The 15,079-nt window shown below is 59.6% G+C and carries 17 protein-coding genes; 6 read left to right on the forward strand and 11 right to left on the reverse strand.

The features are described 5' to 3' along the window. Window positions 1–110: 110 nt before the first annotated feature. Both K3724_RS19990 and K3724_RS19995 read right to left on the reverse strand, forming a co-directional pair. Entirely contained in the window at window positions 111–860 is a 750-nt protein-coding gene (locus K3724_RS19990; protein WP_259988548.1) for an anti-sigma factor, read from the reverse strand. Then, window positions 857–1,294, reverse strand: a complete 438-nt coding sequence (locus K3724_RS19995; protein WP_259988550.1) for an RNA polymerase sigma factor — start codon at window positions 1,292–1,294, stop codon at window positions 857–859. Before K3724_RS19995 ends, K3724_RS19990 begins: the two co-directional genes overlap by 4 nt. A gap of 170 nt (window positions 1,295–1,464) precedes the next feature. Between K3724_RS19995 and K3724_RS20000 the strand changes: the two genes are divergently transcribed. Then, window positions 1,465–2,403: a c-type cytochrome gene (locus K3724_RS20000; protein ID WP_259988552.1), complete on the forward strand. Its 939-nt coding sequence runs from the start codon at window positions 1,465–1,467 to the stop codon at window positions 2,401–2,403. Between the two features lie 24 nt (window positions 2,404–2,427). Here K3724_RS20000 and K3724_RS20005 read toward each other — a convergent pair whose 3' ends face one another. Continuing rightward, entirely contained in the window at window positions 2,428–3,273 is an 846-nt protein-coding gene (locus K3724_RS20005) for an ABC transporter substrate-binding protein (RefSeq protein ID WP_259988554.1), read from the reverse strand. Continuing rightward, window positions 3,270–4,250, reverse strand: coding sequence for a prolyl aminopeptidase (gene pip, locus K3724_RS20010; RefSeq protein ID WP_259988556.1), 981 nt, complete (start codon window positions 4,248–4,250; stop codon window positions 3,270–3,272). Before pip ends, K3724_RS20005 begins: the two co-directional genes overlap by 4 nt. A gap of 50 nt (window positions 4,251–4,300) precedes the next feature. Between pip and ubiG the strand changes: the two genes are divergently transcribed. Continuing rightward, window positions 4,301–5,047 carry a bifunctional 2-polyprenyl-6-hydroxyphenol methylase/3-demethylubiquinol 3-O-methyltransferase UbiG gene (gene ubiG / locus K3724_RS20015; protein WP_259988558.1) on the forward strand — a complete coding sequence of 249 codons (747 nt, stop codon included), beginning with the start codon at window positions 4,301–4,303 and terminating at the stop codon, window positions 5,045–5,047. Window positions 5,048–5,349: 302 nt separating this feature from the next. Here ubiG and K3724_RS20020 read toward each other — a convergent pair whose 3' ends face one another. The 4 genes from K3724_RS20020 to K3724_RS20035 all read right to left on the reverse strand — a co-directional run bounded on the left by K3724_RS20020 (window position 5,350) and on the right by K3724_RS20035 (window position 7,704). After that, window positions 5,350–5,790, reverse strand: a complete 441-nt coding sequence (locus tag K3724_RS20020) for a MarR family winged helix-turn-helix transcriptional regulator (RefSeq protein WP_129372623.1) — start codon at window positions 5,788–5,790, stop codon at window positions 5,350–5,352. Continuing rightward, window positions 5,790–6,620, reverse strand: a complete 831-nt coding sequence (locus tag K3724_RS20025; RefSeq protein WP_259988561.1) for a carbon-nitrogen hydrolase family protein — start codon at window positions 6,618–6,620, stop codon at window positions 5,790–5,792. The genes K3724_RS20020 and K3724_RS20025 overlap by 1 nt, the downstream gene beginning before the upstream one ends. 15 nt (window positions 6,621–6,635) lie before the next feature. Further along, a complete protein-coding gene (gene grxC, locus K3724_RS20030) occupies window positions 6,636–6,893 on the reverse strand; it encodes a glutaredoxin 3 (protein ID WP_129372625.1) in 258 nt (85 codons plus the stop codon). 82 nt (window positions 6,894–6,975) lie between these two features. Continuing rightward, entirely contained in the window at window positions 6,976–7,704 is a 729-nt protein-coding gene (locus K3724_RS20035) for a ComF family protein (protein ID WP_259988564.1), read from the reverse strand. A gap of 13 nt (window positions 7,705–7,717) precedes the next feature. On the opposite strand from K3724_RS20035, the gene K3724_RS20040 reads away from it, so the two are divergent. The 3 genes from K3724_RS20040 to K3724_RS20050 all read left to right on the forward strand — a co-directional run bounded on the left by K3724_RS20040 (window position 7,718) and on the right by K3724_RS20050 (window position 12,787). Continuing rightward, window positions 7,718–8,539 (forward strand): methyltransferase domain-containing protein, encoded by an 822-nt coding sequence (locus K3724_RS20040; protein ID WP_259988566.1) that lies wholly within the window; start codon window positions 7,718–7,720, stop codon window positions 8,537–8,539. A gap of 105 nt (window positions 8,540–8,644) precedes the next feature. Continuing rightward, the gene (gene hemH / locus K3724_RS20045; RefSeq protein ID WP_259988568.1) at window positions 8,645–9,706 is read left to right on the forward strand and encodes a ferrochelatase; all 1,062 of its coding nucleotides are present in this window, start codon (window positions 8,645–8,647) and stop codon (window positions 9,704–9,706) included. Window positions 9,707–9,778: 72 nt separating this feature from the next. Further along, window positions 9,779–12,787: an aminotransferase class III-fold pyridoxal phosphate-dependent enzyme gene (locus tag K3724_RS20050; RefSeq protein WP_259988570.1), complete on the forward strand. Its 3,009-nt coding sequence runs from the start codon at window positions 9,779–9,781 to the stop codon at window positions 12,785–12,787. 79 nt (window positions 12,788–12,866) lie between these two features. Here the strand turns inward: K3724_RS20050 and K3724_RS20055 are convergent, their stop codons facing one another. Further along, window positions 12,867–13,049: a hypothetical protein gene (locus K3724_RS20055; RefSeq protein ID WP_024092111.1), complete on the reverse strand. Its 183-nt coding sequence runs from the start codon at window positions 13,047–13,049 to the stop codon at window positions 12,867–12,869. A 138-nt stretch (window positions 13,050–13,187) separates the two neighbouring features. Further along, window positions 13,188–13,805, reverse strand: coding sequence for a L,D-transpeptidase (locus tag K3724_RS20060; protein WP_259988572.1), 618 nt, complete (start codon window positions 13,803–13,805; stop codon window positions 13,188–13,190). Window positions 13,806–13,975: 170 nt separating this feature from the next. Between K3724_RS20060 and K3724_RS20065 the strand changes: the two genes are divergently transcribed. Next, the gene (locus tag K3724_RS20065; RefSeq protein ID WP_259988573.1) at window positions 13,976–14,458 is read left to right on the forward strand and encodes a CAP domain-containing protein; all 483 of its coding nucleotides are present in this window, start codon (window positions 13,976–13,978) and stop codon (window positions 14,456–14,458) included. A gap of 64 nt (window positions 14,459–14,522) precedes the next feature. Here the strand turns inward: K3724_RS20065 and K3724_RS20070 are convergent, their stop codons facing one another. Continuing rightward, window positions 14,523–15,050, reverse strand: a complete 528-nt coding sequence (locus K3724_RS20070; RefSeq protein ID WP_259988575.1) for a murein L,D-transpeptidase family protein — start codon at window positions 15,048–15,050, stop codon at window positions 14,523–14,525. Window positions 15,051–15,079 lie beyond the last annotated feature (29 nt).

Raw genomic sequence — 15,079 nt, forward strand, 5'->3', positions numbered from 1 at the left:
AGCCTTAAACCAGAGGTTCAACGCGCCGCTGTTGTCAAAGGCATATAGGACGGTTCTGGCGAAACTGCAAGAGGGTCGTGCAGCGCGCAGAGTTTCTGACCGCCGGACCGCTACCCCAGCTTGCCTTGAAGATCCGCGGCAACCCCATCCACAAAGCTCTGATCCTGACCGCCAATCACCAGATAACCGATGCCATCACTGACCCATGAGGCAGCGGCCATGCCAGCCAAAACCTCGCTTTGCATCGCCTTATCGGCGCCAGAGGACCGAATGATACAGAAGGCCACCGGCACGCCGTCCGGACCAAGATAAGCCATTTGCAATAGGGGCTTGCCTTTGAAGCCAAGCAACTGGGCGCGTTTGAATTCCAGCCCTTCGACAGTTTGAGCAGGAGACAAGTCCACGCCCTGGCGGCTGCTGAATCCATCCAGAACTTCGGCTGTCACTTCGGCCGGCTGACTGCCATTCGCCACTGTGTCGGTGATATAGAGCGACTGATAAGATGCCACGACCGCCTTCCATCCCGGCGCCGTTTGCGGCTGGGGCCCCGGCTGCAGCATATAGGTGGAAAGAACACCTAGGCCAAAAGCCATCGCCATTCCGGCAACCAGCCGCAGCGGCGCACGGGCGGGGCGGGATGCGGGAATCAGCCCTTCCGGCATCTGCGGGGCACCCAGCGCCGCGGCAGAAAAGACATCCCGCAACGCAGCCACCGGCAGATCCAACGTCTGCAGACGCTGCGCCAAAGCCGCATCCGTAGTCAGCACAAGCTCGACCCGGCTGCGCAGTTCCGCGTCTGCCTCGCCATCCAGGTAGGCAGTCAGCTCTTCATCGGTGAATGCCGCTTGCGCTTCATTCATGTTCCCGTCTCCGTTTCCGCCAACTCTCCCGCAATCTTCTTGCGGGCTGCCGCCAGTCTGCTCATCACCGTGCCGATGGGGATATTCAGGATTTCCGCTGCCTCCTTGTAGGCAAAGCCTTCGACATAGACGAGCAGAACCGTGACCCTTTGGCTTTCAGGCAGCTCCCCTACCTTTGAAAACACCTGACGGGCAAAAATATTCGTTTCCGTGTTTACCCGCTGATCCGGAATCTCGGTTTCTTCCAGCGCCACCAGCCCGCCGCCTGTGCGCACGGCCGTTGCCCGCAACTCATTCAGCCACAGCCGGTGCGCGATCCGGAACAGCCAACGGTCCAGATGCGTGCCGGGCTGATACCCTGCGTGTTTTTCCAACGCCCGCAGGCAAGTCATTTGCGCCAGATCGTCCGCCCGGTCACGCCGCCCGGTCTGCATCAAGCAAAAGCGCCACAACCGGGGGTAGAGGGGACTTATCCCCTCCCTGACCTCTTCCTCAGCCGCCTTTTTGCCAAACCAGCGAATAATCCGCGCTCCTGCCGTGTTTTAATCTCAAGGCCGGTCAAGACGCCGTGCCGCAAGAACATTGATAATAGGAAGGACATAGGATGCTCAACTCACTGTTTCGTGGCGTTTCTGTTGCAGCGCTGATTTTTGCGGGTCAAGCCGCGCTGTCGGCAGACTGGGTGCTGGACGGCGCAAGCTCCAAGCTCGCCTTTGGCTCAGTTAAAAAAGACACGGTGGGCGAGGTGCACAGCTTTGAAGAGCTGACCGGCAGCGTAAGCAAGGACGGCACTGTCACTGTGGCAATTTCGCTGCCATCGGTGGAGACCTTCATTGATATCCGCAATGAACGGATGATTGATCTTGTGTTCAATGGCGAGGCTCAGGCAACGCTAACGGCCAAGGTCGACATCGCTGCGCTGGAGGCGCTGCCAGCGGGTGGTACAATGGTTTCGGATGTGGAAGGCAAGCTGAGCCTGCTGGGGCGCGATATTCCTGTGGAAACGGAAATGTTTGTGGCCCGCCTGTCTGACCGGAAGGTCATGGTCACCACCAATGATCTGCTGTTTCTGGGTGTCGAGGACGCGGGCCTGACCAAAGGCGTTGATATCCTGCAAGAGCTTGCGAAACTCTCCGGCATTACCCGCACCGTCCCGGTTACCGCCCGGTTTGTGTTTGAAGCTGGTAGCGACACCGCCCAGGCGTCCCCTGCAGCACAGGAGACAGAGGTGGCGCTGTCAGGCGATCCGGCCAAAGGCAAGAAAGTCTTCCGCAAGTGCCAGGCCTGCCACAGCTTTGAAGAAGGTAAAAACGGCACCGGCCCCAGCCTGCACGGTATCATCGGTGCTGGTTCCGCCGCGGCCGATGGCTTTAAATACTCAGGCGCCTTTCAGGACGCCAACCTGACCTGGAGCGAAGACCAGCTCGCGGCTTTTCTTTCAGATCCCAAGAGTGTGGTGCCCGGCAACCGCATGGGGTTCAAAGGTTTGAAGAAAGATGACGATGTCCAGAACGTTATAGCCTACATCCGTCAGGAAAGCTGAAGCGTCAAAACCGGGGATGGCCGCTCAGGCCATCCACCAGCGCTCGGCGATGCGGCCATCGTCAAGCGGTGAGCGCTGACCCACTTTCCGCGGAATGCCGACATTGTGGCGGGCGGCCAAAGCCATATTGCTGGAAGACGGATGATACAGGAATTCCCCGCGCTTCAGCAGGCCGCGCGGTTCCGGCAATGCCGCGACATCAACGTACCCGTCCCGCAAAGCTTCGGCACGGACTGCGGCGTCAGGGATCACAATAATCTCTACTGTCTCAGCCCAGCCCGCGATGCCGGATTTGTAATGTTTTGAAACTCGGGACGCGCGGAAATGGCGGCCTTCCCGGGCTCGTTCCACCTTGTAGCACCCCGTGCCAATCGCAGCCGACAGCGGTGCTGGCAGTTCACCAGCGGGTGCAATCATCAGATCGGCACCAGCCAAAAGGTAGGGCAAATGCGGATTGGGCTGCGCCAATTCCACCAGCAATTGCAGGTTGCCCAGCGCAGTGACCGCGCGTACTTCAGCCCCGGTAATGCCCTGCGCCGAAAGCGACGCGGCTGCATCCTCTGCTGTCAGCAGTGAGCCGTCATGAAAATCCACGCCTGCACGCAAATCAAAGGTCCAGGTTTTGGCGTCCGGCGTCGAATGCCAGCCTGTAGCCAATTCTCCGCGCAGCAAACCCTCAGGCGCAATTTCTGTCAGCGTGTCATAGACCGCGTAACGTGCGGCCTGTTCCAAAAGCCCGCCGTCGCGGGGAACCGCAAGACGCAGCGCGCCACCGGCCTTGGGCGATGCATTTACGGCTCCGCCAGCCGCCGCCAGCAGGGCTGCAGCAGCACCCGAGGTGAACAGCGCGCGGCGGTCAATGCGCGTCATGGCACAAGCTCTCCTGCAATCCGGTCCATCGCCCGCACCAGCTCTGCGCTGATTCCCGGCTCCGACAAAGCATGGCCGGCATTGCGCACCATCTTCAACTCCGCATTTGGCCACAGCTCATTCAAGCGCCAAGCCGAAGACGGCGGGCAAATCATATCGTAACGCCCCTGCACAATAACGCCGGGGATATGAGAGATCCGGTCCATATTGGCGAGGATCTGGCCGTCGTAATCGAGGAAACCGCTATTGATGAAATAGTGGTTCTCCAACCGGGCAAAGGCACGTGCATAATCGCCCGGGCTTTCGCCGCTCTGGCCGTTGGAATGCACCGACGCCAGCGCATTTTCCCAGGCGGACCAGGCCCGGCCATAGCGTACTTCTTCATCCAGATCGCCGGAAAACAGCCGCTTGTGATAGGCGGCGATCATGTCGCTGCGCTCCGCATCGGGGATCAGCGAGACAAATTTGACCCAGGTTTCGGGCCAGAACTTGCCGGCACCGCCGCCATAGAACCAATCCAGCTCAGCCTTGGTCATCAGGAACACGCCGCGCAGGATAATCTGCTGGACCCGGCTGGGGTGGGTCTGGGCGTAAATCAACGCCAGTGTCGCTCCCCAGCTGCCGCCGAACAGAATCCAGGACTCGATGCCCAGCTGGCGACGAATCAGTTCCATATCGGCAACCAGATGCCAGGTGGTGTTGTCCTCGCAGGACGCATAGGGGCGCGAGCGGCCGCAGCCGCGCTGATCGAACAGGATGATTCGATACACATGCGGATCGAAATACCGCCGCATCGCCGGACTGCTGCCGCCGCCGGGGCCGCCATGGCACACAATCACGGGAATGCCATTGGGATTGCCGCTTTGTTCAGCATATATATTGTGGCCCTGGCCTGCGTCGATCATGCGCTGGTCAAAAGGCTCGACCGGCGGATAAAGATAATGCACAGCGCGCTTTTGGTCCGGGTATCTATCCATTACTGACCTTAGTGAAACGTCAGACTACAAAAGAGCACACGGAGACAGGAATGCAAGCGCCTCAATCCACGGTCGACCCTGCGGAAATTGCCAAATTCGAAGCAATGGCGGCGGAGTGGTGGGATCCGAACGGCAAGTTCAAGCCTTTACACATGCTGAACCCGTGCCGGCTGGACTATATTACCCGTCAGATCGCCGGGGAATTTGGCCGCGACCTGACGTCACAGTACCCTTTCAAAGGGCTGCGGCTGCTGGATATCGGCTGCGGCGGCGGACTGCTGAGCGAGCCGATGGCGCGGTTGGGTGCAACAGTTGTGGGCGCCGATGCGGCAGAAGGCAACCTGCCGGTTGCCCGCATTCATGCCGAACAATCGGGCTTGGAAATCGACTACCGCCACACCACCGCCGAGGCACTGGCTGCTGCCGGTGAACAATTCGACGTTGTGCTGAACATGGAAGTGGTCGAGCATGTGGCCGATCCGCAAAGCTACCTCACCGCTACCCGTACACTGCTGAAGCCCGGCGGGCTGGAAATATGCTCCACCATCAACCGCAACCCAAAAAGCTTTGCAATGGCGATTGTCGGAGCCGAGGTGATCATGCGCTGGCTGCCGCGCGGCACTCATGAGTGGTCCAAGTTCATAACCCCGGATGAACTCTACGAACTGCTGCGTAATGCCGGTCTGAAGCCTGTTGACCGTAAGGGGTTCGTATTCAATCCGATCACCTGGAACTGGTCCGTATCCGAACGGGATCTGTCGGTAAACTATGTGACCGCCAGCATAAAACCTGGCTAAGAGTGCCTCGCCGGCCAGTTTTTTCTGCCGCCTATCCTAAAGGATAGGTAGTAATCCTTATGCACTCTTTGGCCACCGCGTCCCGCTTGCTATCTTTAACAAGCGGGGTTGGAGTATTTTTTCAAGCCGCGATTGGGCGCAAGCTAAGTACCAAGTAACTGCTTGCCATTGTGACTGGGGGGTCTGCCCAATGGTTAAACGATCGCCGTTCACGGCATGATGGGGACTGATGGGGAAGAGGGGCGCCTGCTTGCAGGCGTCCCTTTATTAACCCGAGCAGATGACTGTTTGAGTCCAGCCGCTCAGCCGCTCTCTTCCAGTTTACCGCGCAGCTCGCGCAGAATAGGCAAGGTCGCCCGGACCCGATCGCTGCCCAATTCACCCACAACCTCTGAAATCACCGGAATGATTCCGGCCAGTGCCGCATCCCGGGCCTGTTTGCCGGCCGGGCTGATCGCCACCATCTTGCGCCGCGCATCGTCCCAATCCGGGCGGACATGGATGTATCCGGCAACTTCCAGCTTGCCCAGGGTGTTGGTCATAGCCCCGCGGGTTACGTGAAACGCCTTGGCCAGCTGCGCGGGCGAGCGTTCCAGCCCGGCTCGGGCCAGGTGGTTCAGCACCGAGAAATGCGACAGCTCCATCCCTTTGGGCAGCACTTTGCTGAGACGTGACCGGGCCAGCTGGTCAGCCATCAGAATCTCGCTGAACAGCGATACCGCCAGGGAATGTGTCTCATCCATCAGGGTCCGTCAAACTCCCGGTCGTGGGTCAGGGAAGGCACGCGTTTGCGCGCTTCTGCCACTGTTTCGAGGTCGAGATCAACGTAAGTCACGCCTGGTTCCTGACCGGCATCGGCCAGCACCTCGCCCCAGGGGGCTACGGCCAGAGAATGGCCAAAGGTTTTGCGGCTGGGCCCGCGGGAGGCCGGGTGTTTGCCAGTCTGCGCAGGCGCCAGCACAAAGCAGCCGGTTTCAATTGCACGGGCGCGCAGCAGCGAATGCCAATGTGCGGCGCCGGTGACATAAGAAAACGCCGCCGGCGCAGTGATGATCTGCGCCCCGCCTTTGGCCAGTGCCCGGTGCAAATGCGGAAAACGCACATCATAACAGATGGTCATGCCGATACTGGCAAAAGGCGTCTCTGCCACAACCGCCTGGGTGCCCGGGCGGTAGCCATCGGACTCGCGGTAGGTTTCCTCGGGTGTGACCTCGACATCGAACATGTGGATCTTGTCGTAGCGCGCCTTGATTTCACCCTGCGGGCTGATCAGGAACTGCCGGTTGGCAAAGCGCCCGTCACCGTCGTGGGTCTTGATGCCCAGCGACCCCAGCAGCACCCAAATGCCGTGTTTTGCCGCCTCGTCACGCAGGGCGGCCAGCGTCGGGTCATCCTCTTCGTGACACAAGACACCGTTCTGATGGGTCCGGCTGCCGGAGAGGCAATTGGTAACTTCGGGCGTCAGCACAAAGCCCGCCCCGCCGCGCACAGCCTCCGCCATCATCGCCTTCACGGTCTCCAGGTTTTCAGCCGGGATGTCGGTGGATGTCATCTGAAGCAGAGCTGTGCGCATTTTATCTCTCCGGATTCAGGCCGCCAGCAGCGGGTCCAGTTTGCCCGCCTGTTCCAGCGCAAAAAGATCGTCACAGCCGCCGACATGGGTTTCGCCGATAAAGATCTGCGGCACCGTGCGGCCGCCATTGGCGCGCTGGATCATCTCTGCCTTGCGATCCGGCTGCGCCAGCACGTTGATTTCCGAAAAGGTAACACCCTTCTGATTCAGCAGACGCTTGGCGGCGTGGCAGTATCCGCACAGAGGCGAGGTGTAGATTTCAACGGTTTTCATTCAGGACCCCATAGTCTGGTTTCGAAGGTTGTGGATGAATTGGGGGTTCAATGCAACAATTGCCAGAGGCCCGCGAGCAGCCTCACGCTTGCGTGACCCGGGCCAGCACCGCCACCCGCACCTCCGCCGCACCGGCCTGCAGGCAGGCATCAGTGCAAGCGCTGAGAGTGGCACCGGAGGTCATCACGTCATCCACGATCAGAACCGTGCGCCCTTTGATCCGCCCCTCCCGGCCCGGGTGGGTTGCAATTGCTGCACCCAAATGCTGAAAACGCTGGTCCCGTGTCTTGCCTTCCAGTGCGGGGGTCCGCCGGAATCTGCGCAGCAGATCCGGGCAATGCTCCAGGCCAATCCGGGCCGCCACTGCTTCAGCTAGCAAGGCGGATTGATTATACTTACGCTTCAGCAGCCGGGTCCAATGCAGCGGCACCGGGCATATCAGAGGATTCTCTGCCAGCATCGGCTGCACGGCCCGCTCCAGCCATCCAGAGGCCATATGTGCAATTTCCGTCCGGTCCCCGTGTTTCAAAGCCAGAACCAGCTTGCGGCCCCGCCCCTCATAGAGCAGCGCAGATCGCCCTTGGCTCCAAGGACGCGGATGGCGCAGGCAGCTGTCGCATTCCAGCCGAAAGCCATCCGCCTCCCCCGGCAGCGGAGCGCCGCAGCCCTCGCAGACCGTGCCGCTGATGAAATGCATTTCGGCCCAGCAAGAACCGCACAGGCCAAAGTCGCTGCCAACCAGCCCCCCGCAGCCCATGCATTGCGACGGATAGATCAGCGAAACAGCAGTTTGAATCCTGGTCAGCAGCATCTAAACAGCCCTCATGACACAAGCACCCGCACAGCTTTTTGACCGCCGCACCCTGGCAGCCCGCCGCGCACGCCGGCGCGCGGATGCGTTGTTCCTGCACCAAATGGCGCGGGATGAGGCCGAGGATCGCCTGAATCTGGTTAACAGATCCTTTACCACGCCCGCTATTGTCTGCCCTTTCCCGGAAGTCTGGGAGGGGTTTCTGCCTGGCGCAGCTGTGGTGCCGGATGACGATGTCCTGGCTTTGGAAGAAGGTGCGCATGATGTGGTGATCCACGCCATGTGCCTGCATTGGGCCAATGACCCGGTTGGCCAGCTGATCCAATGCCGCCGTGCCCTGAAGGAAGACGGGCTTCTGCTGGTCATCCTGCTGGGCGGCCAAACCCTGCACGAACTGCGCGCCGCCATGGCTGAAGCCGAAACCATGGTGTTGGGCGGGCTGTCGCCCCGCGTCGCGCCCATGGGGGAAATCCGCGACCTGGGCGGTTTGCTGCAGCGGGCAGGTTTTGCCCTGCCGGTAGCGGACTTGGTACCGCTGACTGCCGAATACCGTGATCTGACCCACCTGATCCACGATCTGCGCGGCATGGGAGAGACCAACGCCCTCGCCCAGCGCCTGAAGCACCCGGCTCCGCGAACCCTGTTCCAGCTGGCCGATCACATCTACCGCGAGCATTTCGCAACTGCTGACGGCCGGCTGCCAGCGACATTTGAGCTGGTCTGCCTTACCGGCTGGTCGCCGTCGGACAGCCAGCAGAAACCCTTGCGCCCCGGCTCCGCTCGGATGCGCCTGGCCGATGCGCTGAAGGTGCCGGAATCCAAGTTCAAACCCTGATAAATTTCCGTTATGGCTGCGCCAATGTGATCCAATTGGCCTTCTGCGCGCAAAGACAGTAACGTCCCGCCAACAACTGAATTCCAAGCCCCACAGGACCTGCCCATGCTGGACGCCGCCCGGACCGCCAAATGCCCTGCCCACGCCCCTGCCGATCACCCAAAGATCCCGGCAGAGAAAGCCGGCATCCTGCTGGCCAACCTCGGCACGCCGGATGATTATTCGTACTGGCCGATGCGCCGTTACTTGAACGAATTCCTGTCTGACAAGCGGGTGATCGACTACCCATCGTGGAAGTGGCAGCCGCTTTTGCAGTTGATCATCCTGGCCAAACGCCCGTTCTCTTCGGGCGCCGCTTACAAATCGATCTGGAACCACGACAAGGGTGAAAGCCCTTTGATGACCATCACCAAGGACCAGACAACCAAGATGGCGGCGGCGATGAAGGCACGCTATGGCGATCAGGTGATGGTCGATTTCTGCATGCGTTATGGCAATCCCTCGACCAAATCCAAGGTGCGGGAAATGGTTGCGGCCGGCTGCCGGAAAATCCTGTTTGTGCCGCTGTATCCGCAATACGCCGGCGCCACCTCAGGCACCGCCAACGACCAGTTCTTCCGTGCGCTGATGGACGAACCCTGGCAGCCCGCCGCCCGCACGATCGAACCCTATTTCGACCAGCCCGCCTATATCGACGCTTTGGCGCGATCGGTGGAAGAGGCCTATGCCAAAGCTGAAAAGCGCCCGGATATCCTGGTGGTCTCCTATCATGGCATGCCGAAGCGCTACCTGATGCAAGGCGACCCGTACCACTGCCAGTGCCAAAAAACGACACGCCTGCTGAAAGAGCGGCTGGGCTGGGACGACACCCGGATCACAACCACTTTCCAATCTGTGTTTGGACCCGAGGAATGGCTGAAACCTTACACGGTGGATCACGTCGCAACGCTTGCCAAAGAAGGCAAAAAGAACATCGCGGTGATCGCACCGGCCTTCTCGGCGGACTGCATCGAGACGCTGGAAGAGATCAACGAAGAGATCCGTGAGAGCTTTGAGCACGCGGGCGGCGAGGACTTCCTTTATATCCCTTGCCTCAACGATGATGACGATCACGTTGCGGCACTGGCCGGTGTGATTGAGCAGAATCTGCAAGGCTGGCTGGACTAAAGCACTCTCCCGGTTCAAATAGGATCCAAAATTGGATCGCCGTGCAGACCGGCAAACCGGGGAGAGTTTTGGATGACGCTTGCGCATTGGGCAGCAGCCCTGAAACAGCATTGGGGCATCGAGGCGGAATTGAGCCGCCTGGATGGAGAATATGACCTGAACTTTCTGGCCAAAGGTGCCGATGACCAGGGCTATATTCTTAAGGCGATGCGCCCCGGCTGCGAATCCTGGCTGGTCGACATGCAGGTAAAGGCGTTTGAGCATATCGCCGCGCGCCAACCGGATCTGCCCTGCCCGCGGGTGATCGCCGCTGCGGATGGCCGATCGCTGCTGACACTCCCGGATGAAAAAGGGCAAAACCGGCTGGTCTGGCTGCTGAACCAACTGCCCGGGCGGTGCTATGCCAAGGCAGAACCCAAAAGCGATGCGCTGATCCATGAGATTGGTCAGGTTCTTGGCGGCTCGGCCAAGGCGCTGGCCGATTTCCGGCACGATGGGCTGGAACGTGATTTCAAATGGGACCTGATGCGCGCGGGCTGGATCAAGGATCAGCTGTTGTGCATCACCGATCCAGCACGCCGTGCGATCCTTGAAGGAATTTTTGCAGATTTCGCGAAGTTAGAGCCTGTTTTAGCGAAACTTCCCAAGCAGGCCGTCCACAATGACGCCAATGACTACAACATCATGGTGGCGGGAGAACTGGGTGAAACCCGCAGGGTGTCAGGCCTCATCGACCTAGGCGACATGTGCGCCGCACCGCGGATCTGCGACCTGGCAATTGCTGCGGCTTACATCATGTTGGACCACCCGGCGCCGGAGGCAGCAATGGCCGCACTGATTGCGGGGTATCACGAGGCTTATCCGCTGACGCCTGCCGAGGTAGACATGGCCTGGCCGCTGCTGCGCGCACGGCTGGCGGTGAGTGTTGTCAATTCCACCATGATGGCAGCGGACAATCCGGATGATCCCTATGTGACGATCTCGCAGGCTCCGGCCTGGCGATTCCTGGAGGGAAACACACTGCACGGCGGGCTGCTGACTGCCCGGCTGCGCGCGGCCTGCGGGTTGCCGGTTGTTGATGGTGCAGAGCGGGTGATGGATTGGCTAGCACAGAATCGCGGCAAATTCGCCCCGCTGATGGGCCAGGACCTGGCAGATGCGCCGATGGGATCACTGTCGGTGGAACACTCCACCTGGCCGCAGAACCCATTTCACATGCCGCTGGAAGAAGCCGCCCGCGTGGGCGAGGAATACGAGAACCAGGGCCGCATCTGGCTCGGTTACTATCACGAACCGCGGCTGATCTATGCGGAACCGGCTTTCCGCAAAGGCCCTTGGAAAGCCAGCGACCGCCGCACTGTGCATTTGGCGGTGGATGCCTTTGCTGGCGCTGGCACGCCGGTATTTGCCCCCATGCATGGTGAAGTCTTTGCGGCAGAGTACCGGGACGGGCATCTGGACTACGGAGGGGTGATCATCCTGCGTCATGAAACGCCTATGGGCGATCCGTTCTTTACCCTTTACGGCCACTTGGACCCGGAATTCCTGAGCCGTCTGAAACCGGGTGATATGGTGGAAAAGGGCGAGGAATTCTGCCGCCTGGGTGACCCCCGCCAGAACGGCGGCTGGGCACCGCATGTGCATTTCCAGCTGGCCCTGACCACCGAAGGGATTGAGGCCGTCTGGCCCGGCGCAGGCGACCCGGATGAGATGTACCTGTGGCGCGCAATCTGCCCCAACCCCGCGGCCCTGCTCAACCTGCCGGATGAAAAGGTCCGTTATCACCCAACCGACAAAGGTGAGGTTCTGGCCGGTCGCCGCACCCATTTTGGCGGCAACCTCAGCCTCACCTACAATGACCCGGTGATGCTGGTGCGCGGCTGGAAGCACCACTTGTTTGACGAATGGGGGCGGCCCTATCTGGACGCTTACAACAACGTGCCGCATGTGGGCCACGCCCATCCGCGCATCCAGGCCGTGGCAGCGGATCAGTTGAAGCGGATGAATTCGAACACCCGCTATCTGCATCCGGCACAAACCGCCTTTGCAGACAAGGTGCTGTCCAAGCTGCCAGGTCCTTTTGAAGTCTGCTTTTTCGTAAACTCGGGCACCGAGGCCAATGAGCTGGCCCTGCGCCTCGCCCGCGCTCATACCGGCGCCAAAGGCATGGTGACGCCCGATCACGGCTATCATGGCAATACCACAGGCGCGATCGACATCTCCGCTTACAAGTTCAACAAGCCCGGCGGAGCAGGCCAGGCAGACTGGGTGGAGTTGGTGGAAGTTGCAGACGACTACCGCGGTTCATTCCGCCGCGGTGATCCAAAGCGCGCGCAAAAGTTCGCGGATCTGGTCGATCCGGCAATCAAGAACCTGCAAGGCAAGGGCCACGGCATCGCTGGCTTCATCGCTGAAACATTCCCCTCGGTCGGTGGCCAGATTATCCCGCCGAAGGGATATCTGCCTGCAGTTTACGAAAAGATCCGCGCGGCAGGAGGTGTCTGTATCGCCGACGAAGTGCAAACCGGGCTGGGCCGTCTAGGCGAATACTACTTCGGCTTCGAACACCAGGGCGCAGTTCCCGACATCGTGGTGATGGGCAAGCCGGTTGGCAACGGCCACCCGCTGGGCGTGCTTGTCACGACCAAGGCGATTGCCAAAAGCTTTGACAACGGGATCGAGTTTTTCTCGACCTTTGGCGGGTCTACCCTGTCTTGCCGGACCGGCAAAGAGGTGCTGGATATCATTGACGATGAGGGCCTGCAGGACAATGCCCGGGTGATAGGCGCCCGGCTGATCGAAGGGCTGCAGGGATTGGAGCAAAAATACGCCTGCGTCGGAGATGTCCGCGGTATGGGGTTGTTTCTGGGGTTGGAACTGATCAATCCGGATGGCTCTGAGGCCACCGGAATCTGTTCCTACGTCAAAAACAGGATGCGTGATCACCGGATCCTGATCGGCAGCGAAGGCCCCAAGGACAACATTCTGAAGATCCGCCCGCCGCTGACAATAGATGCAGAAGACGCAGACATGATCCTCTATGTCTTGGATAGTATCCTGCGCGAAGTGGAGGCGGCCTGACAGCCCCTCCTGACCCGCAGATCAGGCAACAAAAAAGGCGGTGGAAAACCACCGCCCTTTCCGTAACCGTGTACCGAACTTAGTTCGATGCAACAGCTGCGCCGACCAAAACCAGCAGCAGCAGCGGCAGCAGAATGCCGCTGGAAGAACCCTGAGCTTCTTCCACGATGACCGGCGGTTCTACAACCGGCTCGGACAGGTTGCCAGCAGTGGCAGTCGAAGCAGCAGCAGTCAGCGCAGCAGCGATAACGAGTTTTTTCATGTTAACCTCCAGAATTCGCACGGATCATACAACTGAACCACGCACCCAAGACTTATCTCGTATTTTTTTCTAACCAGCAAAACCGCGGGAATGCAATTGCTTGTTATAGTTAACAGCTTAGCGCCCCGCCAGGTGTCGTCAAATAAGCAACACCTGGGTGCCGACTTTGGTCAGACTGAACAAATCGGCGATATGTTCATTGTAAAGCCCGATGCAGCCGTTGGACGATTTGCGGCCGATTTTCCGCGTATCGTGGGTTCCATGGATGCGGTAATACTTCCAGCTAAGATACAGCGCATGGGTGCCAAGCGGGTTATCCGGCCCCGGCGGAATGAACGCAGGCCATTCCGGGTTGCGCTTGCGCATATTCGGGGTTGGAGCCCAGCCTGGGCCGTCAACTTTGCGAACAATCTTGGTCCGGCCGCGGCGGGTCAGATCGTCGGACAGCGGCACAGAAGACGGGAAAAGTTTGTAAACGCTTTCATCCTGGGACCAATAGTGCAGAGCCCGGCTGTCGATATCGACCAGAATCGCCCCGTTCCGCAGGTTATCAAAATATGGTCTCCAGGATTTGGCCCGGAATGCAGAGATGTTGCGCTGGACAGCCGGTTCCGGCTCTGGCGGCGGGCGCAACGGATCAAAGGCCTGCTGCGCCTCGTCGCCGGTTTCTTGCGCAAAAGATGGCGACGAGATCAAAGCAGCGCTGCCGGCAAGAAAATGCCGCCTGCTGAAGGTATCAAAGGGGTTTTGGGGCATCACTCTTTCCAACTTGCGCAATCAGGATCAATGGCTGCGCCATTTTATGACCGGAAAGCCGCAGTCGCAAATCAATCCGACCGGCAAGTCTGCATATTTCTGCCGGTCCATTTGCACCTCTGCAACAGGAAGGATAAGTGCATCAGCAACCGACGGAGCGAGAGAGCAATATGAAACGTGTTTTTCTGCTGATGGCTGCTGCCTTTGTAACTGTTGCGGCAGCATGTACGCCCGCAACAGAATCCGGCAGCACCTACCGTATTAGAAATGCAGACAAAGTGCAGATCCGGATGCTTGATTCAGTCAATGCGCTGCGTCAGGCGGCTGGTGCGCAAGCTGTCCAGCTGAATGCCGAGCTGACTGCGGCCGCTGCGACCCATTCCCGGGATATGTCAGTGCAAAACCGGCCCTGGCATTTCGGATCCGACGGCTCCTCGCCGCTGGACCGGGTGTCGCGTGCAGGTTACACCGGCTCGCTTCTGGGGGAGAACATCTCCGAAACCTACGAGAATGAGCAGCAAACCCTGTCTGCGTGGCTGGAACGCCCGGCCACACGCGCAGTGATTCTCGATCCAAAAGCCGTGAATATGGGGTTCTCCTGGTTCCAGGAGCCGAACGGCAAAATCTGGTGGACGATGGTTATGGGCAGCTGAGCCGCCACGCTGTACTGATGCACGGTGCCGCCGCATCTGCAGACGCGGCGGTCCTGGCAGATATTCAGGGCCGCAAAGCGATGGCCGTGCCGTCCTGCACCATGGCATAGATTTCTTCGATTTCTTCATTTGACACCGCGATACAACCGGCGGTCCAGTCGTTAACCCGGGCTGCGCGTTTGCGCTCCTTGCCGTTGTTCGGCTCTCCGTGGATAAAAATCTCACCGCCCGGACGCTTGCCTTGAGCATGCGCATTTGCCCGGTCCTGCCCGTTTGGATAAGAGATTCCGACCGACAGATGATAGCGGCTGTTGGGATTGCGCCGGTCAATCACATATGTGCCCTCAGGTGTCTTTCCGTCACCCTCAAACGCCTTGTGCCCCAATGGTGCGAACCCCAGGTCGACTTCATACTCGCGCAGGATATCTTCGTTGTGCATCAGGTAAAGCTTACGCGCACCCTTGTTGATCACGATCGAAGTCACTTGCGGTCCGTCATATGAGTGAAACCGGCTCACTGCGCTGCCGGAGGTGCTGCAACCAGCCAGCGCAAGGCTCGCGGCCGCACCGAAACCAAATGCCCGTCTGTCCATTCTCAATGCCTGTATTTCTTTTTTTGCCT

Source organism: Leisingera sp. M658, from assembly GCF_025144145.1.
Classification (GTDB): Bacteria; Pseudomonadota; Alphaproteobacteria; order Rhodobacterales; family Rhodobacteraceae; genus Leisingera.